This is a genomic window from Staphylococcus sp. HMSC034G07 (assembly GCF_001835975.1).
GTDB classification, from domain to species: Bacteria; Bacillota; Bacilli; order Staphylococcales; family Staphylococcaceae; genus Staphylococcus; species Staphylococcus ureilyticus.
Window position 1 is genome coordinate 323,634 of the sequence record NZ_KV826609.1, and the last position, 23,523, is coordinate 347,156.

Consider the following 23,523-nt stretch of genomic DNA (forward strand, 5'->3'; position numbering starts at 1 on the left):
TTAACGAGAGGGGATTTAAATGTATAAAACTGGTATTTTAAATAGTGAAATTTCTAAAGTGCTTAGTGATTTAGGTCATACAGATACAATTATCATAGCTGATTGTGGACTGCCGGTACCAGATGGTGTTAAAAAAATAGATTTAGCATTAACTTTTGGACATCCATCATTTGAAGAAGTATTTAATGTAGTTAAAGAACATATGGCAATTGAACAGCTTACTATTGCAAATGAAATGATAAAACAAAATAGTGAGTTATATGTGAAATTATTAGCTGAAAATATTGATATGGTGACGGAATCTCATGAAACTTTAAAAATGTATAGTAAGGAAGCTAAAGCAATTATAAGAACAGGTGAAGCGACACCTTACGCTAATGTAATTTTATCTAGTGGTGTTTTATTTTAAGGGGTGAAAAATATGATAACGATGAATCAAATATATAAGTCATTTGGTCAAAACGATGTTTTAAGAGGTGTTGATTTTGAAATCAATGATGCAGAAGTACATGCGTTAATGGGTGAAAATGGAGCTGGTAAGAGTACACTTATGAAAGTATTAACTGGCGTATATAATGCGGATAGTGGTAATGTTTTAGAAAATGGTCAGCCGATACACTTTAAAAATACAATAGATGCTGAACAAAATGGTGTGTCGTTTATTCAGCAAGAGTTAAATATTTGGCCTAATCTTACAGTACTTGAAAATTTGTTTTTAGGAAAAGAAGAAACAAAATTTTTTGGTATTGTTGATAATAATAAAATGAAACAACGTGCTTTGGCCATTTTTAAAAAGCTAAATATTGAAATCGATTTAAATCGTATGGCAGGCACTTTATCCGTTGGTATGCAGCAGATGCTTGAAATCAGTAAAGCATTAATGGAAAAATCAAAAATCATTATCATGGACGAACCTACTGCAGCCTTAACAAATAATGAAATAGATACATTATTTGAACAAATTAAAAATTTAAAAAAAGATGGCGTTTCTTTTGTATATATTTCTCATAGAATGGAAGAAATTTTTACAATTTCAGATCGTATTACAGTTATGAGAGATGGTCGTTCGATTTTAACTAAGGAAACACAAAATACGACACATGCTGAAATAGTAAAATCTATGATTGGTAGAGATTTAGATAATCAATACCCTGTTAGACAATATCATCAAGAAGATGTTGTGCTTACTGTTGAAAATTTAGATTCAGATGAACATCATTTAAAGGATATACATTTTGATTTACATAAAGGAGAAATACTTGGCTTTAGTGGTTTGATGGGTGCGGGTCGTTCAGAAATTATGAGAGTACTCTTTGGATTAGATAAAGGGAATAAAACGGTAAAACTAAATAATCAACAATTACAAATTCAAAATCCTAATCAATCTATTTCACAAGGTTTAGCTTTTATTACAGAAAATAGAAAAGAAGAAGGGTTAGTTTTACAAGATTCAATTTTAGAAAATATTACTTTACCAGCTTTAAAAAGCTTTTCAAGCTCTGGATTTTTAACACAACATGCTATGGAACAATATTCAGAACAGATGATTCAGCGTTTAAATATTAAAGGCAAAATAGGAGATATATGTGGCACTTTATCTGGTGGTAATCAACAAAAAGTTGTTTTGGCTAAATGGATTGCGACTGCACCACATGTATTAATATTAGATGAACCAACACGTGGCATCGATGTAGGTGCTAAACGAGAAATATATCAATTGATGCATGAATTAACGGACCGAGGTATGTCTATTATTATGATTTCATCAGAATTACCAGAAATTATAGGCATGAGTGATAGAGTCGCAGTTGTACATGAAGGTTCCATTGCAGGCATATTAGAAGATTCAGCTATCACGGAAGCGCGTATTATGACTTTAGCTACAGGAGGAAAATTAAATGAAGCAGTCTAAATTATCATTTTCTTATTCGTATTTAGAAAAAATTATACCTTTTATTGGTTTAATATTATTAGTTGTTATTATCAGTGTATTAAATAGTGCTTTTTTAGAGCCTTCTAATTTATTTAATTTATTAAGACAGGTTTCAATTAATGGTTTAATTGCATTTGGCATGACTTTCGTAATATTAACTGGAGGTATTGATTTATCAGTAGGATCGACACTTGCCTTATCTAGTGCATTTGTTGCGATTTTAATGGTTTCTGGTATGGATTCTATTGTAGCTTTATTTATAGGTTGCATATTTGGGGCGGTATTGGGTGCTATAAATGGCTTGCTCATCACGATAGGTAAAATGGCGCCTTTCATTGCGACATTAGCTACAATGACCGTATTTAGAGGGCTAACACTTGTTATTACAGATGGAAATCCTATTACAAATTTAAATGGTAGTTATGCATTTCAATTATTTGGTAGAGGCTACTTTTTAGGTATTCCAGTACCAGCTGTCACGATGTTTATTACATTTATCATATTATATATCCTACTGCATAAAACTGTATTTGGTAGACAGACTTATGCTATGGGTGGTAATGAAAAGGCGGCATTTATTTCAGGGATTAAGGTCAATAAAATTAAAATAATGATTTATAGTTTAGCCGGCTTAATGTCAGCTATGGCAGGATCAATTTTAACTTCACGTTTAAATTCGGCACAACCAACTGCAGGGATGTCCTATGAATTAGATGCTATTGCAGCAGTAGTTCTTGGCGGTACTTCGCTTACAGGTGGTAAAGGACGTATAGTTGGGACGTTGATTGGTGTGTTAATTATCGGTGTTTTGAACAATGGCTTAAATTTATTAGGTGTATCTTCATTTTACCAACAAGTGGTTAAAGGTGTCGTGATTATCATTGCAGTACTTATAGATAGAAAAAACAAATAACAGGGGGTGTTGGTATTGAAAAAGCTTTTTATAACTGTAACAGCTATATTATTATTTTTAACAGGTTGTTCACTAGAATCACCTATAGAAAAAAATGACAATGGTAAAGTAGATAAGAAAAAATCTGAGGTTGTTATTGGTGTGAGTATTTCTACATTAAATAACCCTTTCTTTGTGAAAATTAAAGATGGTATTGAAAAAGAAGCAAAGAAACAAGGCGTCAAAGTTAAGTTTGCAGATGCTCAAGATGATGCAGCGAAACAAGCTAATGATATTGATGACTTAATTCAACAAAAAGTAGATTACTTGATTGTAAACCCGACAGATTCTGATGCGATATCAGGTAGTATTCAAATCGCAAATGATGAGGCAATACCAGTCATTACATTAGATAGAGATGTAGCTAAAGGGGATGTTGCTTCATTTATAGCATCGGATAATATCAAAGGCGGTGAGATGGGAGGGAAACTCATTGTTGATGAATTAGGTAAAGATGCGAAAGTAGCTGAACTTGAAGGTGTCCCAGGTGCCAGTGCTACACGTGAACGTGGTAAAGGTTTCCATAACGTCGCAGATCAATCACTTGATGTAGTTTCCAAACAAAGTGCTAAGTTCAATAGAACAGAAGGTCTAAATGTGACACAAAATATTATTCAAGCTCATCCTGAAATACAAGCTATTTTTGCTCAAAATGATGAAATGGCATTAGGTGCTGTAGAAGCGATAGGAAATAAAGACATTAAAGTCGTTGGTTTCGATGGTAATGAAGATGCGATTAAATCTGTTGAAAAAGGTAAGCTATTTGCTACAGTGGCGCAACAACCTAATTTGATGGGTGAAGAAAGTGTTAAAACGATAATGGATTTATATAATGGTAAAAAGGTTGAGAAAAAGAATAAAATTCCTTTAGAAATGAAGCGGCAGTAATTTATGTTAAAGTGCGAGTAATAAATAAAAACCGGATGCAAAAGCACCGGTTTTTTTGTTTACTTATATTTTTGACGTTCTTGTTGTTCTTGAGCATATCGTTCGGGGTTTTTCTTATAAAAATCTTGGTGTTCTGCTTCAGCCTCATAAAATGTAGAAGCGGGTAATATTTTTGTAGCAATAGCTTTTTCTTTGTCTATGGTTTGTTTTAATTGTGCTACATAATCTTCAGCTACTGCTTTTTGATCTTCGTTTGTATAAAAAATTGCTGTTTTATATTGTGATCCTCTATCTTGGAATTGTCCTCCTTCATCAGTTGGATCTATTACAGAAAAGAATATTTCTAATAATTTATTGTATGAAAATAGAGCGACATCATACTCTATTTCAACTGTTTCATAATGCCCGGTGTCACCCGTCTTAACTTCTTCATACGACGGATTATCTTTATGACCTCCCATGTAACCAGAAGTCACTTTCTCAATCCCTTCAAATGTGTCGAAAGGCTTGACCATACACCAAAAGCAACCTCCAGCGAAGTATGCTTTATTTATATTCATGTTTAACATCCTTTCCATATTAGACCTTAGTACCATATATTAAGATATTACTTGATTTTTATTCAGTTTTTATATAACTTTAATATATGTTAATTATAGTACATAGCAGTGCAATTTTGAAGATATAAGGTTGATTACATATGAATGAACATAAACACAGAAGTAAAGAAAGCACAAAAACAGAAGAACAACCGACGATGCGTAGGACAAAAAAGAAAAAATTAAAAAAATTTCCAATTATAATTTTAATTATTGTAATTATTTTAGCCATTATTGTTGGCTATTCTGTGCATGGTTATAAATCAGGTATTGAATACGCAAAAGATCAGGGCAAAACGCTCAAGCAACACAAATTTAACGGTGCTAAAAAAAATGATGGAAAAATCACAATTATGGTTTTAGGTGCAGATAAAGAGCAAGGTGGTATTTCTAGAACCGACTCGATTATGATTGCACAGTATTATTATATTCATAAAAAAATGAAGATGATGTCTGTCATGCGAGATATTTATGCGGATATACCGGGAAATGGTCAACATAAAATTAATTCTGCTTATTCTATCGGTGGACCTGAACTATTGCGACAAACATTAAAGAAAAATTTAGGTATAGACCCTGAGTATTATGCAATTCTTGATTTTACTGGTTTTGAAAAAATGATTGATGAATTGGAACCTAATGGTGTTCCAATTGATGTTGAAAAAGATATGTCTAAAAATATAGGTGTGTCACTGAAGAAAGGTCATCATCGATTAAATGGTAAAGAATTATTAGGGTATGCTAGATTTAGACATGATGAAGAAGGCGATTTCGGTCGTGTAAGACGTCAGCAACAAGTCATGCAATCACTTAAACAAGAATTAGCGAGTTTGGATACGCTACCTAAATTACCTCGAGTTGCGGGTATTTTGAGAGGTTATTTAAATACAAATATGCCAGATTCTGCACTCATTCAAACTGGTTTGAATTTTGGAATACGTGGTGATAAAAAGGTAGATTCTATTACTTTACCTATACAAAACACTTATCAAGATATCCAATCACCAATGGATGGTAGTGCGTTAGAAATCGATAAAGCCAAAAATAAAAAGGAAGTACAGAAATTTTTGAATGAATAACGAGTTTAGTGAATTCATTTAAATGAGAATGGAATACAAATTTCACGCTATAAGGACTAATCCGTGTGCCAATGGATTAGTCCTTATTTATTTTGAATGTTGCGATTTTGATTGTGCAGTTTGCCTAGGAATATGATTCTTGCCTATAGTCTCTTTCGCATATTAGTTTCCTCGGGTGTCAGCAAATTACCCAATTGCTTTAAGTGATGTAGTTGAAACAGTTTTATATGCCTACACATGATACGTTTCTCTAAGCATACCATTCATGTATAGTTAGATTTGGCAAAAGTAAAAAAACATCAATATCTATATGATGCAATAGATATTGATGTTTATGTTCGTATGTAAATTATTGTTGATCTGATTTTCTAATTCCTGCAACGCCATAATGAGAAGTTTTCATTTCTTCTATTACAACTTGTATAGCTTCTTTGTTTGCGCCTGTTGTTTTCTCTACTGCATTAGTAACTTCTGTGACTAAATTTTTTAGTTGTTCATCAGAGCGACCTTCTAACAATTTTACATTTACTATTGGCATTTAAATCCCACCTTAATCTATTTTTATATATTATAGCATGAAAATTCACAAAATTATAAAAATAACAATAAGAACAAACGTTCTTATTTAAGTTGAAATAGAACATTTGTTCTTGTATAATATAAGTGATTAGGGGAGGAATGTCATATGTATGAATTTTATGATTACAATCTGCTAGAGGAAAGAGATATATTGTGTATTGATCAGAAAAGTTTTTTTGCAAGTGTTTCTTGTATACAAAAAGGGCTAGATCCAATGAAAGAAAAGTTAGCAGTTGTTGCAGATACTAAGAGACAGGGATCAGTTGTATTAGCTGCTACGGGTCTACTAAAAGCTATAGGTATTAAAACAGGATCGAGATTATTCGAAATTCCTCATAGAAATGATATATATATTATCAATCCAAGCATGAGAAAATATTTGGAAGTTTCAGTAGCAATCTCTAAAATTGCTTTACGCTATGTCGCTCCGGAAGACTTACATCAATATAGCATTGATGAGTTCTTTATGGATGTAACAAATAGTTATCACAGATTTAGTAGTACAATTCAATCTTTTTGCAAAAAGCTACAATATGAAATTCTAGAAGAAACTGGTATACATTGTTCAATAGGAATTGGTTCAAATATGTTATTGAGTAAAGTTGCAATGGATATAGAAGCAAAACATACTAATAGTTTCATTGCTGAATGGAGATATCAAGATGTGCCACACAAACTTTGGCCTGTTTCACCATTGAGTAAATTTTGGGGAATTAGTAAAAAAACAGAAGCAAAAATGAATAAACGCGGTATTTTTACTATAGGAGATCTAGCGCATTATCCATATCAATATTTAAAAAGGGATTTTGGTACAGTAGGTGTGGATTTACACTTGCATGCGAATGGTATTGATCAAAGTAGAATAAGAGACAAGTATAGTGTAGTTAATCCCTCGATTTGTAAAAGTCAAATATTGATGCGTGATTATCGTTATGAGGAAGCTAAAGTAGTGATGCAGGAGTTAATTGAGGATGTAGCGAGTCGTGTTAGAGCAAGAAATAAATTAGCTAAGACGATACATTTTTCATTTGGTTATAGTGATCATGGAGGGGTGCATAAGCAATACACATTAGAGGATCCAACTAATTTAGAAGGTACGATTTTCAAGGTGGTAGAATCTTTAGCTGACAAATTATGTGATTCAACAATGCTATATAGAACAGTAAGTATTTCACTCACACAGTTTATAGATGAGCGAAATACACAATTGAATTTATTTATAGATGAATACGAAAGAAAAAGAAATGAAAAATTGGCCAAAACGATTGACGCGTTACATCAAAAATTTGGTAAGGGTATCGTATCTAAAGCAATCTCTTATACAGACGCAGGTACAAAACATGGGCGTTTAGGGCTTATGGCCGGCCATAAAATGTGAAAAGGAATAATGATAAACTAAAGATTTAAAGTAGTTATAAATTAACTTCATTATCAATATGTGGAACGGGTATCATTTTAAATAAGCTTATATGGGGCGGCCCGTTCCAAAAATAATTATTAAATCAAATTGAGTGAGCGTTTAACGACACAATTTAAATCATATATCTATAACATCATTAACGAATTGTCTTGTCTATACTACGTAAGGATAAAATAAACACACACCCACCAAACTGTAAATATAATATCAGCATAAGAAGCATGTATAAAATAATAGGGTGCACATGCTTACTATGAATTATTTGAAAAAACATGATGTCTAGATAATAATAAAGCATAAATCGTATCTAGGTGCGGTGTCGTTAATTTATACTTTCGCGCTTGTCGATATAGAAAACCTTGTATTCCATCGATTTCTAATGGAGTATTTGCAAGTACATCATAATACATGCTTGTTCCCATATCATCTGGATAACCTTGATAAATTGTCATTATTTCATCAATAACATCCTCAGAAAAATTAATACCAGAGTGTTTAGCTATTATATAACCTTCTTTTAATAGTGATACACATAGCGAATAAATATGAGGTTGTTTGAGTATAGAAGCAGGCTGTATTCCAAGCGCAGTAACTGTATTGATTGCTAGATTTACTAATAGTTTATACCATATTTCCACTTCAATGTTTTTATGTAACACAAGTGAAAGTCCACTTGAAGCTAATGTTTTTTTCAATGACTCTGTGTTATCATCTCGTTGTAAGTGAAGTATCTCATCTCTAAAGTGAATCACGTGTTGATCAGTCTTTTGACCACTAATATAAGTTACAGCTTGATACATATTTGGGAAGGGGAGCTTAAAGTGTTGTCCATATCCATTTTGAGCTAATATAACAATAGTAGTATCTTGAGTTAAATGGTTAATTTGTTTATATAATCCATCTAAGTGTGGGATTTTAACAGCGATGAATATAATATCTAATGGTTCGGTAATGTCCGATGCTGTAACAACATTAAGTGTCATATTTACATTTTTCGAAGGATCTTGATAGGTAATGCACGCATTACGTCTACCAATTAAATAGACTTTATGTTCTGTTGCTAAAAGTTGAACTGTGATACAACTACCGACAGCGCCAGGACCAATAATACCTATCTTTTTCATTTATAGTTGACCTCCGTTTATTTAGAAAATAAAATTATAATAGATATGCTTATGATAGTAATAAATAATAAAGTGTTAATCAACTAAAAATGTAAAATTAATTTTTTGAACAGGAGTATAAAACAAATGATAAAAACTATGATGAATGGAAAAATACATCGTGCACGTGTAACAGAAGCTAATCTTAATTATGTAGGAAGTATCACGATAGATCGCAATATTTTAGATGCGGTAGATATATTACCAAATGAGAAAGTTGCAATTGTGAATAATAACAATGGAGAAAGATTAGAAACCTATGTGATTGAAGGAGAACGTAATAGTGGAAAAATATGCCTAAATGGTGCAGCTGCTAGGCTTGTTCAAGTAAATGATATTATTATTATCATGTCTTATGTACAAGTTACAGCAGAAGAAGCATTAAATCATAGTCCAAAAGTTGCACTTATGAATGAAGGTAATGAAATTATAGAGATGATACAAGAAGAAGAAGGGAAATTGATAAATTAAATATGTAGCACAGCGTTTGATATATTGGATAGTTTTAATTCAAATGCAATCGACAAAAGAACTAAATGATATGAGCCTAGCGCAAGTTTTATTAGAAATCTTGCGCTAGGCTCATATTTGGTCATATACAAAAACGTTTTTATTTTGACATTGAACTAATTAATATTTAACAGATTCTAAATAAGTAACTGACTTAAATGTTTTTTCAAGTTTTGCATTTGTGCAAAGAAAAATTAAATTAAGCAATTACTTAACACAATCACAATGAAGTTATTAAATTATAAAGATAAGATAAAGTCTATTCAATATAAGTATCAAAGTCGCTTAATGCTTCAGCGCCTTTTTTTCGGTCTTCAGGATTTTTAAAGCTAATTCTTAATGCACCATAAATATCTTCACGAACTTCTAATATTCTTAAGTTGCTTATAGAAATATTATGTAAACTTAAGATGTGTGTTACTTGGCTGATCATACCTGGTTTGTCAGGAATATCTACATAAAGATCATACTCTATAGACAGTGCTCCTTGTGATTTAAGTGGCAATTCATCTCTATATACTTTTGCGTCATTATAAAAATCATATAACGCCTCCGGTTTATTTTCTTCAACGAGCGTGATGACATCTTCCATTTGTGATTTCCATTCCTTTAATATATCAACGATGGTATTTTTATTTTCAATGGTAATATCACGCCACATAATTGGACTGCCACTTGCAATTCTTGTAATATCTCTAAAACCTCCAGCAGCAAGTGTCTTAACAAGTGAAGAGTGGGACGCATGGTTTGCATTTAAATGCACGAGACTCGATGCAATGATATGAGGGACATGACTAACAATGCCTGTTACAAAATCATGTTCTTTTGGATTGGTAGCAATAAATTTAGCATTTGTTGTACTAAGTAATAAACGTATTTCATCAAAAGCTTTATCATTTGCAGGTTCATCGTGAACTAAAACATAAAAAGCATTTTCAAATAAATGTTTCTTTGCATTGAGCACACCGGACTTATGGCTACCTGCCATTGGGTGACCACCAATTAAGTGGATATTGTGATTTAAAAGATATTGCTCATATTGCAAAATTGTCAATTTAGTACTGCCAGTATCAGTAACGATGACATTAGGCTTCGTTTGATAGTTTGGTAGTGCTTGTAAATATTTGATTGTTTGTTGCACAGGCGTGGCATAAATAATAATATCTGCATTTTCTACACAGGCTTTATAATCACTAGATTGATAATCAATAATTCCAATAGATAAAGCCTTTTCTAGTTGAGAGCGATCTGCATCATATGCAGTAATTTCAATGTCATTATGATAATATCTTAGATTACTGGCCAGACTACCACCAATTAAGCCTAAACCTACAAAAAGTATTTGTTTCATTTTGCTGACCACCTCTATCAAAATTTTCAGAATAGTAACATTGTATAGTAGGTGAAGTTAATTCGCAATACGTGTTTCAATTTCTATTTCATAAACAGACTTAACATATAAGGACACGATTTTAAAACACTTTTGATTCGAAATGATTTAACTAAAACAAAGGCTATATATTTAAAAAGGTTAGTCACTAAGTAACTTTAAATAAATTGAAGAAATTTAAAATAAGAGTTGACAAAATTAAATGATACTTGTATTATTCTAGTTAATTCATTTTGCAACGATAGTTGTCGTTTGAAAGATAAAGTAGCGTATATGATTTGTAGCAAGTAGAAAGCTAATGGCAGATGAAAATTAGCACAACATATATTGTGAATTGGGCTTTTAAACGTGAGGATAATATAATAGCATTTAAAGTGAGCAATGAAATTGTTAACTAAGGTGGCACCACGGTAACGCGTCCTTACAGCATGCGTTAGTGTGGTGTTTTTTTATAAAAAAACAAAATGTAGTAAGTTGTGAATGGTAGCAAGCAGAAAGTTAGTGGTAGATGAAAACTAACACCTACACATACTGAAATTGGGTTTTGTTGGATTAAAATTGCATAATTAAATGAGTGAGTAGATGAAACTGATAATGTCTACTAATTTAGGTGGTACCGCGCATCAGCGTCCTTAATTAATATTTAAGGATGCTGATTTTTTTTTGAGGAGGAATAAAAATGAAAGTACAATATCAAAGGATAAATGCTGAAGTAACACCAGAAGCATTGGCAAGATTGAAAAAACGAAAAATAGTATTGGAAAGTACAGAACAATCTAAAGTAAAAGGACGCTATTCAATTGTAATATTTGATGTGTACGGCGCCGTGACTTTAGATAATGAAAATATGGTCATTCAATACAATGATAGGCAAAATGAAATAGAAAACGAAGCACCATATGAAAAGTTGAAAGCTTTTATAGATCAATATAAAGCAGAAATAGAAGATGAAGATTTAGCACAATTACCGTTTGTATCGGGATTTGTTGGATCGTGTAGTTTTGACTTGGTAAGACATGAATTTCCTGTATTAAAGCAAATCGATTTAGCTGACCATAAACAACACGATGCTAAATTTTACATGGTAGAGGATGTATATGTATTTGATCATTACAAAGAGCATCTATATGTTATATCCACAAACTTGTTTTCAAATGAAAGTGAAGAACAATTAGCACGCCGTGTCAAACGTCATGTTGATGAGTTACAAGACGTAAATATATATCCTGCACCTATAAAAAATGACACAAAAGCAAAAGCAATTGAGTCAAATATTGCTCCTGATCAATTTAAAAAAACTGTTAGCGAAATGAAATCGCTGATACAACAAGGAGATATGTTTCAAGTTGTACCTTCAATTATATATAAGTACAAACATGATTTTGGAATGAATTTACAACAATTATCTTATCAGCTTTATCAAAATTTAAAGAGACAAAACCCAAGTCCTTATATGTATTATTTGAATTTTGATGAACCAATTATTGTAGGTAGTTCGCCTGAAAGTTTTGTCAAAGTGAAAGGACAAAATGTAGTAACAAACCCAATAGCTGGAACAATAAAACGGGGCGCGACTGACAAAGAAGATCTTGAAAATGAAAAACAGTTAATCAGCGATGAAAAAGAGATAAGCGAACATAGCATGCTTGTTGATTTAGGCAGAAATGATATTCATAGAGTAAGTGAAATTGCTAGTTCTAAAATTGAAAAATTAATGTCAATAGAACGCTATGAACATGTGATGCATATTGTGAGTGAGGTAACAGGAAAGCTGAAATCAAATTATTCACCAATGACTGTAATCGCAAGTTTATTACCAACGGGTACCGTATCCGGCGCACCTAAATTAAGAGCGATACAAAGAATATATGAAGCACAACCTCAAAAAAGAGGTGTATACAGTGGTGGTATAGGATATATCAACTGTAATCATGACCTAGATTTTGCCTTAGCGATTCGTACAATGATGATTGATGAAACGTATATCAATGTAGAAGCAGGATGTGGTGTCGTCTATGATTCAATACCTGAAAAAGAATTAGAAGAAACAAAATTAAAAGCCAAAAGTTTATTGGAGGTTACACCATGATATTAGTAGTGGATAATTACGATTCTTTTACGTATAACTTAGTCGACATTGTAGGAAAGACTTCTGATGTAATTATTAAATATCCAGACGATGCAGATATATTTGATTTAGAAATAGATGGTTTGGTTATATCACCTGGCCCTGGACATCCGCTAGATACTAACCATTTAGTCAATATTATTGAACATTATAAATATAAACCGATATTAGGTGTATGTCTGGGATCACAAGCATTGACATGTTACCACGGCGGAGATGTTATCCAAAGTAAAAAAATATGTCACGGAAAAAAAGATACAATGCAGATTGTAAGTGAGTCTAAACTATACCGGAATATTACAGAATATTCTGAAATAATGAGGTACCACTCATTGATTAGTGACCCAAAAACGTTACCAGATACACTAAAAATAACTGCTCAAACAAAAGATAGTATTCAATCATTTGAACATATTAATTATTTACATTTTGGTATTCAATATCACCCAGAATCTTTTGCGACAGAATATGGGGAAGCAATCATAAGTAACTTTTTAAATATAGTAGAGGAGGCCAATTATATTGAGTCTACAAAATCATATAAAACAGTATAAACCACTTGATCAAGCACAAATGAATGAATTTATAGAATTATTGATCACGGATCAATTAGAAATCGATACTAAAAGAGAACTGTTAGAAGCCTTTTCAGAGAGAGAACCGAGTCAAGCAGAATTAACATATATGTCGAAAAGTTTAATAGGATCTATGTACCCTGAACAACCAACTTATCCTAATAGTATGTGCGTTTGTGGGACTGGTGGAGATAAATCTAATAGCTTTAATATTTCAACAACAGTATCTTTTGTATTGGCTAGTGCAGGTGTTCCAGTGATTAAACATGGTAATAGAAGTGTTACGTCAGCTTCAGGGAGTACCGATTTATTAAATGCAATGTGTATTCCAACGCGAAATGTTGAGGAAACAGAAACGCATTTAAAAGCACAAGGGCTTGTTTTTTTAAATGCGACTGAAACATATCCAATTATGAAACATATCCAACCGTTAAGGAAAGCCATTAGTAATCCAACTATTTTTAACGTTACTGGACCACTCATTAATCCGTTCAAATTAGATTATCAAGTGATGGGTGTCTATGAATCTTCACAGTTAAATAAAATTGCTCAAACATTAGCTGATTTAGGTAGAAAGAGAGCAATCGTCTTACATGGAGCCAATGGTATGGATGAAGCTACATTATCCGGGGAAAACACACTATATGAAGTAACGAAAGATAAATATATTAAATCTTATACTATTAATGCGACAGATGTAGGATTAGATTATGCCCCAAATGCAGATTTAATAGGAGGAACTCCCCAGGAAAATTTAGAAATCACAAAACAAATATTAAATGGTAAAGATCAAAGCGCGAAAAGAGATGTGGTGCTATTGAACGCAGGCATTGCCTTATATGTTTCTGAAAAAGCTACCTCCATTCAAGAAGGTGTTCATAAAGCAAAGATGCTGATTAAAAATGGAGATGCGCTCAAACAATACAACAAAATGGGAGGCAAAACGTATGACTATATTGGATGAAATCGTAGCTTATAAAAAGGAATTGTTACAAAGCGGTTATTATACAAAAAAATTATCTGACCTTAAGCAAATAGACATCACGCATAAACAAACGTTTGAATCACAGTTATCACAAGCTGATCAATTATCAGTAATTGCTGAGATAAAATCAAAAAGTCCGACATTATCTGAACTTCCAGGAAGAGATTTAACACAACAAGTTAGGGCGTATGAAGCATTTGGTGCTAATGCAGTTTCAATTTTAACAGACGAACATTATTTTGGCGGAAGTTACGAACGATTACAAACATTGACACAGGTCACAGATTTACCTGTATTGTGTAAAGATTTTGTAGTTGATCCTATTCAAATTGATGTTGCCAAAAAAGCAGGGGCGTCTATTATTTTACTCATTGTAAATGTATTAACCGACAAGCAGTTGAAAGAATTATATGATTACGCGACTTCAAAAAATTTAGAAGTTTTAGTAGAAGTTCATGATAAACAAGAGTTGGCACGTGCTTACAAGTTGAATCCCAAAATTATTGGTGTAAACAATAGAGATTTAAAACGATTTGTAACAGATGTTTTGCATACCAATGAAATTTTAGAAAATAAAAAAGCAGGTTATTATTATATTTCTGAGAGTGGCATACGTAATCAACAAGATGTATTAAACATTGTAAACGCAGGTATTGATGGTTTGCTTATTGGTGAATCTTTAATGAAATGCGATGATTTAAGTCAGTTTTTACCAAGTCTTAAGTTAGATAAGGTGAAAGGATGAAGTTGAAATTTTGTGGTTTTAAAACACTTGAAGATGTATATAAAGCAAAAGATTTAAATATTGATGCAATAGGTTTTATTCATTATCCCAACAGTAAACGTTATGTGGAAATTGATGAGATACAGGCATTTGCAAATTTAATACCAAAAAATAAAGACAAAGTAGTAATTGTAGTAAATCCAGATCATCAAACAATCAGTCATCTCATAGATAATACAAATATTACTACCATTCAATTACATGGAACAGAAAATTTAGAAACTATCCATTTTATACGTCAGAAAAAAAGTAATATAAAAATTATTAAAGCTTTGCCTGCAAAAAATGCAAATACATTAGCAAAAGGCATTCAATATTATAAAGATTTTGTTGATCAATTTATAATTGATACACCTTCAATTGCTTACGGTGGTACTGGCCAATCCTATGATTGGGAAATCTTAAAAGATATAAAAAATGTAGATTTTTTAATAGCTGGCGGAATGAATTATAAAAATATTCAAAGTATAAGTAAACTTAATTTAAATCACAATGGTTATGATATTGCAAGTGGTATCGAAACAAATGGTATAAAAGATAGCAATAAAATGCAAGCAATCATAGAACTTGTAAAAGGAGTTAATTAAATATGGTTAAAAACATACAGACAGAAGCAGATGAATTTGGATTTTTTGGTGATTTTGGTGGGCAATATGTCCCTGAAACGTTAATGCCAGCAATTCAAGAACTTAAACAAGCTTATGGAGAAGCTAAAATAGATCCTGAGTTTCAGAATGAACTGAATAATTATTTAAAAGATTATGTGGGAAGAGAGACACCATTAACATATGCAGCATCATATACAAAAGCGCTAGGTGGCGCAAAAATATATTTAAAAAGAGAAGATTTGAATCATACCGGTGCTCACAAAATTAATAACGCCTTGGGTCAAGCACTTTTAGCTAAAAGAATGGGCAAAAATAAATTAGTTGCAGAAACAGGTGCAGGGCAGCATGGTGTTGCTAGTGCGACAGCAGCGGCATTGTTTGATATGGAGCTCGTAGTGTTTATGGGTGAAGAAGATATCAAAAGACAAGAATTAAATGTATTTAGAATGGAATTACTTGGTGCAAAAGTTGAACCCGTAACGGAAGGTCAGGGTACGTTATCTGATGCAGTTAATAAGGCGCTACAATATTGGGTGAGTCATGTAGACGATACACATTATTTATTAGGGTCTGCTTTAGGTCCAGATCCATTTCCAACTATCGTGAGAGATTTCCAAAAAGTTATAGGTAATGAAATCAAAGATCAAATCAAAGTTAAGGAAGGACGTTTACCAGATGCGATGGTTGCATGCGTAGGTGGAGGTTCAAATGCAATTGGTACATTTTACCCATTTATTCAAGATGATGTGGCGCTATATGGTGTTGAAGCAGCAGGTGAGGGCATTGACAGTGACAAACATGCACTCGCAATAAATAAAGGACAAGAAGGTATTTTACATGGTACGAAAATGTATTTAATACAAGATGAAAATGGACAGATAGAATTAGCACATTCAATTTCAGCTGGGTTAGATTATCCGGGTGTAGGACCGGAACATTCATATTATCATGATATAGGTAGAGTTAAATATGCAACTGCTAGCGATAAACAAGCTATGGATGCCTTAGTGAAATTCACTCAGGCAGAAGGTATTATACCTGCGATAGAAAGTGCACACGCACTTAGTTTTGTAGAAGCGTTAGCACCATCTATGGATAAAGATCAAATCATTGTTGTTACTGTGTCAGGGCGCGGTGATAAAGATATGGAAACAATTAGAAATTACATGAGACAAGGTGGCGAAAGTGATGCATAAATTATTTATTCCCTATATCATGGGGAACAAAAATTTTATTGAAAACATGAAAATATTAAGTGACTCAGGCGCGGATATTATTGAAATAGGGGTGCCATTTTCAGATCCAGTAGCTGATGGACCAGTAATTATGGAAGCTGGTAATAGAGCTATACAACAAGGTGTGAATATCACATATATTTTTGATGAACTGATTGCACATCGTGATGCTATAAACAGTCAATATGTACTTATGACGTATATCAATATCATTAATCATTATGGAGAAGACGCTTTTTTTGACGCATGTGAGAAAGCTGGTGTATATGGCTTAATAATACCTGATTTGCCACATGAACTTGTCCAACAATTAAAAAATAGACATCCTCACCGTAAAGTTAATATTATTTCATTAGTTGCTATGACAACATCTGATGAACGCATCAATCAAATTGCTGAAAATGCTGAAGGGTTTATCTACACAGTTACAATGAATGCGACAACAGGAGAAAATGGAAAGTTCCATCCAGAGCTGAAACGAAAAATTGAAAAAATTAAAAACAAAGCGCATGTACCTGTAGTGGCAGGTTTTGGTATCCGAACTAAAGCTCATGTTAATGATATTAGCGAAGTAGCTGATGGCGTAGTCATCGGTAGTGAAATTGTTAAACGGTTTGAACAAGATCAAAATGCATCAACAATCGCATATCTAAAATCTATTAGAACAGCGTTAGATGATGTATAAATTAACGGTTGATGTGTAAAGTTTATTTTAGGTGGGTATTGTTTGAAATAGATAGTCAATATCGAAACACAGAATTGAATTCTAACTGAGTTCAAGTAGATAAAAACCTAAATAAATGAAGAGGTGACAATCGTGAATAAAAAAGTTTTATTTATTATAACAAGTAGAGCACAATATGAAGACGGTACACCAACAGGATTATGGTTAGAGGAAGCAAGTGAACCGCATCATATTTTAACGGAAGCAGGTATCGACGTAGATATCGTTTCAATTGAGGGTGGAGAAATTCCTTTAGATCCAAATTCAACTCAAAATGATGAATTAACGAAATACGCACAATTTGTAGAAAAAATTAGTGATGTGCCAAATATAGATCACATTAATGTTTCAGAATATGATGCAGTATACCTACCAGGAGGTCACGGTACAGTATTTGATTTCGCGCATAATCAAAAATTAACGAATATATTGTCTGATTTTAAAGATGAAGGCAAATTTATCAGTTCTGTATGTCATGGTCCAAGTGCATTTGTCGGTGCAAAAGACAAAAATGGTAAATATCTTGTAGAAGGTGTTACTTTAACATCCTTTACAGATAATGAAGAGCGTACGATGGGACTAGAAAATAAAGTACCATTTTTAACGCAAACAGAGTTAGAGCAACAAGGCGCTAAATTTGTTCCAAAAGATAACTTCACAGAACATGTTGAAACAGATAACCAATTCATCACTGGCCAAAATCCTCAATCTAGTGTAGCAATCGGTGAAGCACTAAAAGATGCCTTAAAATAGCTAGTCTTTAAAAACCAGGTGATTTTAGATAACCTAAACTGCTAACAAGTATAAAACTTGTTAGTAGTTTTTATTTTTTCATAATTTAATTAAGATTTGTGTTTAAATAGTTATTCTTTGTTAAAATAAAAGTAATGCTATAATAAAGCAACACATAAATTATAAGTAAATTGTAGCATTTAGTAATTCTAACTAGGGTATCGATTTAGTTTTATAATTGAATATTGTATAATAATTAAGATTAAAGTTTAAACTCGAAATAAAGTACTATAGACAAATAGGAGTATATAAAATGAAATTTACGAATTTAACTGCAAAAGAGTTTGGTGCATTTGTTGACCATATGCCCAACAGTCATTTTACACAAATGGTAGGGAATTATGAGTTGAAAATTGCAGAAGGTACAGAAACGCATTTGGTAGGCGTGAAAAATAATGAAAATGAAGTTATAGCAGCCTGCTTATTAACTGCTGTACCGGTTATGAAAATATTCAAATATTTTTATACAAATCGTGGACCGGTGATTGATTTCGAAAATAAAGAACTTGTCCATTATTTTTTCAATGAATTAGCTAAATATGTGAAAAAACATAATGCATTGTATTTAAGAGTAGATCCATACCTTGCATATCAATATCGAAATCATGATGGAGATGTATTAGAAAATGCTGGTCATGATTGGATTTTCGATAAAATGAAGCAACTTGGATATAAACATCAAGGGTTTTTAACTGGTTTTGATCCAATTATTCAAATAAGATTCCACTCTGTTTTAGATTTAAAAGATAAGACAGCAAAAGATGTCCTAAATGATATGGATAGTTTGCGTAAACGTAATACAAAAAAAGTTCAAAAAAATGGTGTGAAAGTCAGATTCTTAGGCGAAGATGAATTACCAATTTTCCGTTCGTTTATGGAAGATACTTCAGAATCGAAAGATTTTGATGATAGAGAAGACAGCTTCTATTACAATAGACTGAAGTATTATAAGAATCGTGTATTAGTGCCATTAGCTTATATGGATTTTGAAGCATACATCGATGAACTCAAGTCAGAGCGTGAAGTGTTAAGTAAAGATATTAACAAAGCGCTTAAAGATATAGAAAAACGTCCAGAAAATAAAAAAGCATATAATAAAAAAGAAAATTTAGAAAAACAACTTATTGCAAATCAACAAAAGATTGATGAAGCTAAATCATTACAAGAACAACACGGTAATGAATTACCAATTTCAGCAGCATTCTTTATCGTAAATCCATACGAAGTAGTGTATTATGCGGGAGGAACATCTAACGAGTTTAGACATTTTGCAGGAAGCTATGCAATACAATGGAAAATGATTAATTATGCAATCGATAATAATATCGATAGATATAACTTCTATGGCATTAGTGGTGATTTTTCGGAAGAAGCAGAAGATGCAGGTGTTGTGAAGTTTAAAAAAGGATTCAACGCTGATGTAGTTGAATATGTTGGTGATTTTATAAAACCAATCAATAAGCCAATGTACAAAATTTATACAATGTTAAAGGGATTAAAAGATAAAAAGTAATACGTATTATATTTAGAAAGGAACTAGCTATAATGAAATTTACAGAGTTAACTGTCAAAGAATTTGACAATTTTGTACAAAATCCAGCATTAGAGAGTCATTACTTTCAAGTAAAAGAAAATATAGCTACTAGAGAAGAAGATGGTTTTCAAGTTGTTTTATTAGGCTTAAAAGATGATGATAATCAAGTTATCGCAGCTAGTCTTTTCTCTAAAATCCCAACTATGGGAAGCTATGTTTATTATTCAAACCGTGGTCCAGTCATGGATTATAAAGATTTAGGTTTAGTTGATTTCTATTTACGTGAATTAGATACTTATCTTCAAAAACAAAATTGCTTATATGTAAAAATGGATCCTTATTGGATATACCAAATTTATGATAAAGATATTCATCCAATGGCTGATCATCAAGAAAATGATGCGCTTGTTAATTTATTTAAATCTCATGGATATACGCATCATGGGTTTACAACAGAATATGATACATCAAGTCAGGTTAGATGGATGGGTGTGCTTAATTTAGATGGTAAAACACCTGCGTCATTAAAAAAACAGTTTGATAGTCAAAGAAAACGAAATATAAATAAAGCTATTAATTTCGGCGTGAGAGTAAGATTTTTAGAAAGAGAAGAATTTGATATCTTTTTATCACTTTATCGTGAAACTGAAAAACGTGCTGGTTTTGTATCCAAAACGGATGAATATTTCTATAATTTCATAGATAATTATGGGGATAAAGCTTTGATTCCTCTAGCTTATATTGATTTAGATGAATATGTTACGCATACACAAGAAAGTATTAATGAAAAAGAAGCACGTAGAGATCAAATGATGCAAAATGAGAATAAATCTGACAAGCAATTGAAAAAAATTGCTGAAATCGATAAACAAATTGAACATGATAAAAAAGAATTATTACATGCGAGTGAATTAAGACAGACAGATGGCTCAATCTTAAATCTTGCAGCAGGCGTATATTTTGCTAATGCATATGAAGTGAATTACTTCTCAGGTGGATCATCTGAGAAATACAATCAATATATGGGACCATATATGATGCATTGGTTTATGATTAATTATTGTTTTGATCACGGATATGGTCGTTATAATTTCTATGGCTTATCTGGTGACTTCACTGAAAATAGTGAAGACTATGGTGTTTACCGATTTAAGCGTGGTTTCGGTGTACAAATCGAAGAATTAATTGGTGATTTTTATAAACCAATCAAAAAAACAAAATATAAGTTATTCAATACGCTTAACAATATTAGGAAAAAAATTAAAAAATAAAAAATAAAAAAGAAAGCATACTGGTATATAAGCCCTAAGCCAGTATGCTTTCTTATGTTCAAAAAAGGCAGCGACATAATGTATTCGCCGAACTTCATTTTATTTTGGCAATAGATGACTGAACTGAAGCTCTGATAAACCCTAATAATTTTTCAATTCTAGTCATTTTTGCCGCGGCTGAAAATTAGATTTCTGCCCACTCCTTTTATGTGGATAATCATGCGATGTCTATTCTGGTTGTTTCCACATTTTTAGTATATAACTCACTCATAAGAAACGCAATATTATTTTATTCTATAATTGAAATAGTAAATTCTTATAATATATTATTAATTTATTATAATTTTAAAATGTGCTTACTATACATTTACATTTTAAATGCATTTTTAAAAGAATAAATTAACGTAAGGCGTCTATGAGATAAGTTATTCCAATAATAAAGAAAACTGCGCTCATAAATACAGCGATAATAACAGCAGCGATCAATGGATTAAATAATAATATTACACCCAATATAATTTCTATAATATTTAATAAGATAGATACCATATGAAATCGTTTGTTTGAACCTTCTGCGGGTGTAATTGTAAACATATTTAAAACTGCATTAATAATAAACCATATAGCAAATAAGTAAACAATAAATGTCGTACTTGTTACTACATTAAATAATATAAGCATGCCGATGATGATGTTGATAATACCTAAGACAATCAGCAAATTTGAACCCTTTTGCGTAGCTTGTTTCATAATGCGTCTCACAAAAATTTCAATGAAACCGTTAATAACGAATAAAATACCTATTAGCCAAGTAATAGCAAATAAATTTTCTTCAGGAAAACTAATGATAAAAACACCTATAATCAAGAAGAAAACACCAATTAATAAACTGGACCATCTAATTCCCGTTTTTTGTTGCATGTTTTACACTCCAATCTTAATAACATTTACCCGTAATGAAAGAATTCAACACTTTGGTAAATCATAATAATGTTATGTTAACAAAAACGAATAGCAAAGTAATCTGTTTTGTTTGATTTAATCAATATTTAGGTCCAATGTATAAGATATAGGGTTTTAAAATAAATATTCATTTTACGTTAGGGAGTGTTTGATTAATGGGTATTTCGATTCAAAAATCAATTTATAAAAAAATACTAAAAAATTTAGCTACTGAACCGTTTAGTGTAACGTTTTGGGATGGTTCAGTGGTAAATTATAACGATGGAGTTGCTAAATTCCATTTAATTTTTAACAAACCGCTAAATAAAAAACTGCTAAAAACAAATCCCATGATTGCATTAGCTGAAGGCTATATGGATAAAGATATTGAAGTCGATGGGGATTTAGAATATATTATGGAATCCATTTTTTCACAACAAAGAAGTTTTATAAATAAACCTAAGCAAAAGCACGTGCATTCTCGAAAAAAATATAAAAATACTAAAAAAATTGCTAAAGAAAATGCTTCATTTCATTATGACTTAGGCAATGATTTTTATCGCTTATGGTTAGATAAAACGATGAATTATTCATGTGCATATTTTAAAACGAAAGCAGATTCGTTATATACCGCTCAAGTTAACAAGATTAACCATATATTAAAAAAGTTAAATTTACAGTCTGGCCAGAGTTTATTGGATATTGGATCTGGATGGGGACATCTTATTATTGAAGCTGCAAAACAATATAATGTTCAAACATTAGGTATTACATTAAGTGAAGAACAATATATCAAAACAAAAGAGCGCATAAAGGCTGAAGGTTTGATCGGCCAGGTGGATGTTAAGTTAATGGATTATAGAGAACTTATTAATGAAAAAAGAACTTTTGATCGAATTGTAAGTGTAGGCATGTTAGAACATGTTGGGCATGATCATATTCCTATATTCATGGAAAATACACATAAGTTATTGAACGATGGTGGTGTGGCATTGTTACATTGTATTACTGGACTTGTTGAAGTAGAAGGTAACCACTTTCTCACTAAATATATTTTCCCCGGAGGTGCAATTCCTTCAATAAGAGCATTAGTTGACAATATGTCACAGAATAACTTGAAAATTGTAGATGTAGAAAGCTTAAGAAGGCATTACACTTTAACTTTACGTAACTGGGCAGAAAATTTTGAAGCAAATATAGATAAAGTACGCGAACAATTTGATGAGCGATTTATAAGAATGTGGCGTTTGTATTTAAATGCATGTGCGGCAAACTTCACATGTGGTGTTTCCGATTTGCATCAATTTTTAATCACAAAAGGTGTTAATAATGAACTTCCAATGACAAGAGATTATTTATACTGTGATAATTAATACAAAAATTTTGATAAATGGTGTTGAAACTTAATTTTCTGTTTTAACACCATTTATAT

23 protein-coding genes are annotated in these 23,523 nt (G+C 31.8%); 18 read left to right on the forward strand and 5 right to left on the reverse strand.

Translation table 11 applies throughout. The features are described 5' to 3' along the window. The first annotated feature begins 19 nt into the window (after nucleotides 1-19). Genes rbsD through HMPREF2586_RS09550 form a run of 4 tightly spaced genes read left to right on the forward strand, consistent with a single transcriptional unit; the run spans nucleotide 20 to nucleotide 3,773 of the window. Nucleotides 20-409: a D-ribose pyranase gene (gene rbsD / locus HMPREF2586_RS09535; protein ID WP_070658492.1), complete on the forward strand. Its 390-nt coding sequence runs from the start codon at nucleotides 20-22 to the stop codon at nucleotides 407-409. A 12-nt stretch (nucleotides 410-421) separates the two neighbouring features. After that, nucleotides 422-1,912 carry a sugar ABC transporter ATP-binding protein gene (locus HMPREF2586_RS09540; protein ID WP_070812726.1) on the forward strand — a complete coding sequence of 497 codons (1,491 nt, stop codon included), beginning with the start codon at nucleotides 422-424 and terminating at the stop codon, nucleotides 1,910-1,912. Then, nucleotides 1,899-2,846 carry an ABC transporter permease subunit gene (gene rbsC, locus HMPREF2586_RS09545; protein WP_046208545.1) on the forward strand — a complete coding sequence of 316 codons (948 nt, stop codon included), beginning with the start codon at nucleotides 1,899-1,901 and terminating at the stop codon, nucleotides 2,844-2,846. Before HMPREF2586_RS09540 ends, rbsC begins: the two co-directional genes overlap by 14 nt. 15 nt (nucleotides 2,847-2,861) lie before the next feature. Beyond that, a complete protein-coding gene (locus HMPREF2586_RS09550) occupies nucleotides 2,862-3,773 on the forward strand; it encodes a D-ribose ABC transporter substrate-binding protein (protein ID WP_070658495.1) in 912 nt (303 codons plus the stop codon). 59 nt (nucleotides 3,774-3,832) lie between these two features. Here the strand turns inward: HMPREF2586_RS09550 and msrA are convergent, their stop codons facing one another. Further along, nucleotides 3,833-4,333: a peptide-methionine (S)-S-oxide reductase MsrA gene (gene msrA, locus HMPREF2586_RS09555; protein WP_046208543.1), complete on the reverse strand. Its 501-nt coding sequence runs from the start codon at nucleotides 4,331-4,333 to the stop codon at nucleotides 3,833-3,835. 140 nt (nucleotides 4,334-4,473) lie between these two features. On the opposite strand from msrA, the gene HMPREF2586_RS09560 reads away from it, so the two are divergent. Then, nucleotides 4,474-5,451 (forward strand): LCP family protein, encoded by a 978-nt coding sequence (locus tag HMPREF2586_RS09560; RefSeq protein WP_070812727.1) that lies wholly within the window; start codon nucleotides 4,474-4,476, stop codon nucleotides 5,449-5,451. A 349-nt stretch (nucleotides 5,452-5,800) separates the two neighbouring features. Here the strand turns inward: HMPREF2586_RS09560 and HMPREF2586_RS09565 are convergent, their stop codons facing one another. Continuing rightward, the gene (locus HMPREF2586_RS09565) at nucleotides 5,801-5,989 is read right to left on the reverse strand and encodes a 2-hydroxymuconate tautomerase (RefSeq protein WP_046208325.1); all 189 of its coding nucleotides are present in this window, start codon (nucleotides 5,987-5,989) and stop codon (nucleotides 5,801-5,803) included. 147 nt (nucleotides 5,990-6,136) lie between these two features. On the opposite strand from HMPREF2586_RS09565, the gene HMPREF2586_RS09570 reads away from it, so the two are divergent. Further along, nucleotides 6,137-7,408 (forward strand): Y-family DNA polymerase, encoded by a 1,272-nt coding sequence (locus tag HMPREF2586_RS09570; protein WP_070658500.1) that lies wholly within the window; start codon nucleotides 6,137-6,139, stop codon nucleotides 7,406-7,408. 293 nt (nucleotides 7,409-7,701) lie between these two features. Here the strand turns inward: HMPREF2586_RS09570 and HMPREF2586_RS09575 are convergent, their stop codons facing one another. Next, a complete protein-coding gene (locus HMPREF2586_RS09575; RefSeq protein WP_046208323.1) occupies nucleotides 7,702-8,574 on the reverse strand; it encodes an oxidoreductase in 873 nt (290 codons plus the stop codon). A gap of 126 nt (nucleotides 8,575-8,700) precedes the next feature. Between HMPREF2586_RS09575 and panD the strand changes: the two genes are divergently transcribed. Further along, nucleotides 8,701-9,084 (forward strand): aspartate 1-decarboxylase, encoded by a 384-nt coding sequence (gene panD / locus HMPREF2586_RS09580; protein WP_070812728.1) that lies wholly within the window; start codon nucleotides 8,701-8,703, stop codon nucleotides 9,082-9,084. A 298-nt stretch (nucleotides 9,085-9,382) separates the two neighbouring features. Here panD and HMPREF2586_RS09585 read toward each other — a convergent pair whose 3' ends face one another. Beyond that, nucleotides 9,383-10,474 carry a prephenate dehydrogenase gene (locus HMPREF2586_RS09585; RefSeq protein WP_046208321.1) on the reverse strand — a complete coding sequence of 364 codons (1,092 nt, stop codon included), beginning with the start codon at nucleotides 10,472-10,474 and terminating at the stop codon, nucleotides 9,383-9,385. Nucleotides 10,475-11,192: 718 nt separating this feature from the next. Between HMPREF2586_RS09585 and HMPREF2586_RS09590 the strand changes: the two genes are divergently transcribed. From HMPREF2586_RS09590 to HMPREF2586_RS09635, 10 genes are all read left to right on the forward strand, one after another. Next, the gene (locus tag HMPREF2586_RS09590; RefSeq protein ID WP_046208320.1) at nucleotides 11,193-12,602 is read left to right on the forward strand and encodes an anthranilate synthase component I; all 1,410 of its coding nucleotides are present in this window, start codon (nucleotides 11,193-11,195) and stop codon (nucleotides 12,600-12,602) included. After that, nucleotides 12,599-13,195, forward strand: a complete 597-nt coding sequence (locus tag HMPREF2586_RS09595) for an anthranilate synthase component II (RefSeq protein WP_046208319.1) — start codon at nucleotides 12,599-12,601, stop codon at nucleotides 13,193-13,195. The genes HMPREF2586_RS09590 and HMPREF2586_RS09595 overlap by 4 nt, the downstream gene beginning before the upstream one ends. A 19-nt stretch (nucleotides 13,196-13,214) precedes the next feature. Next, a complete protein-coding gene (trpD, locus tag HMPREF2586_RS09600) occupies nucleotides 13,215-14,180 on the forward strand; it encodes an anthranilate phosphoribosyltransferase (protein WP_371090941.1) in 966 nt (321 codons plus the stop codon). Beyond that, complete coding sequence (gene trpC, locus HMPREF2586_RS09605) at nucleotides 14,164-14,946, forward strand: indole-3-glycerol phosphate synthase TrpC (protein WP_064208984.1); 783 nt, start codon at nucleotides 14,164-14,166, stop codon at nucleotides 14,944-14,946. The genes trpD and trpC overlap by 17 nt, the downstream gene beginning before the upstream one ends. Continuing rightward, a complete protein-coding gene (locus tag HMPREF2586_RS09610) occupies nucleotides 14,943-15,572 on the forward strand; it encodes a phosphoribosylanthranilate isomerase (protein WP_070658504.1) in 630 nt (209 codons plus the stop codon). The genes trpC and HMPREF2586_RS09610 overlap by 4 nt, the downstream gene beginning before the upstream one ends. 2 nt (nucleotides 15,573-15,574) lie before the next feature. Next, nucleotides 15,575-16,789: a tryptophan synthase subunit beta gene (gene trpB / locus HMPREF2586_RS09615; protein WP_070658511.1), complete on the forward strand. Its 1,215-nt coding sequence runs from the start codon at nucleotides 15,575-15,577 to the stop codon at nucleotides 16,787-16,789. Then, nucleotides 16,782-17,513 carry a tryptophan synthase subunit alpha gene (gene trpA, locus HMPREF2586_RS09620; protein WP_070658512.1) on the forward strand — a complete coding sequence of 244 codons (732 nt, stop codon included), beginning with the start codon at nucleotides 16,782-16,784 and terminating at the stop codon, nucleotides 17,511-17,513. Before trpB ends, trpA begins: the two co-directional genes overlap by 8 nt. A 132-nt stretch (nucleotides 17,514-17,645) precedes the next feature. Further along, nucleotides 17,646-18,305, forward strand: a complete 660-nt coding sequence (locus HMPREF2586_RS09625; RefSeq protein ID WP_046208313.1) for a type 1 glutamine amidotransferase domain-containing protein — start codon at nucleotides 17,646-17,648, stop codon at nucleotides 18,303-18,305. Between the two features lie 292 nt (nucleotides 18,306-18,597). Continuing rightward, nucleotides 18,598-19,857, forward strand: coding sequence for an aminoacyltransferase (locus HMPREF2586_RS09630; protein ID WP_046208312.1), 1,260 nt, complete (start codon nucleotides 18,598-18,600; stop codon nucleotides 19,855-19,857). Nucleotides 19,858-19,889: 32 nt separating this feature from the next. Then, nucleotides 19,890-21,149, forward strand: a complete 1,260-nt coding sequence (locus HMPREF2586_RS09635; protein ID WP_070658514.1) for an aminoacyltransferase — start codon at nucleotides 19,890-19,892, stop codon at nucleotides 21,147-21,149. 399 nt (nucleotides 21,150-21,548) lie between these two features. On the opposite strand, the gene HMPREF2586_RS09640 is transcribed toward HMPREF2586_RS09635, so the two are convergent. Next, a complete protein-coding gene (locus HMPREF2586_RS09640) occupies nucleotides 21,549-22,070 on the reverse strand; it encodes a DUF308 domain-containing protein (protein WP_046208310.1) in 522 nt (173 codons plus the stop codon). Nucleotides 22,071-22,267: 197 nt separating this feature from the next. Here HMPREF2586_RS09640 and HMPREF2586_RS09645 point away from each other — a divergent pair, with 197 nt between their 5' ends. Further along, entirely contained in the window at nucleotides 22,268-23,464 is a 1,197-nt protein-coding gene (locus HMPREF2586_RS09645) for an SAM-dependent methyltransferase (RefSeq protein WP_070658516.1), read from the forward strand. Nucleotides 23,465-23,523 lie beyond the last annotated feature (59 nt).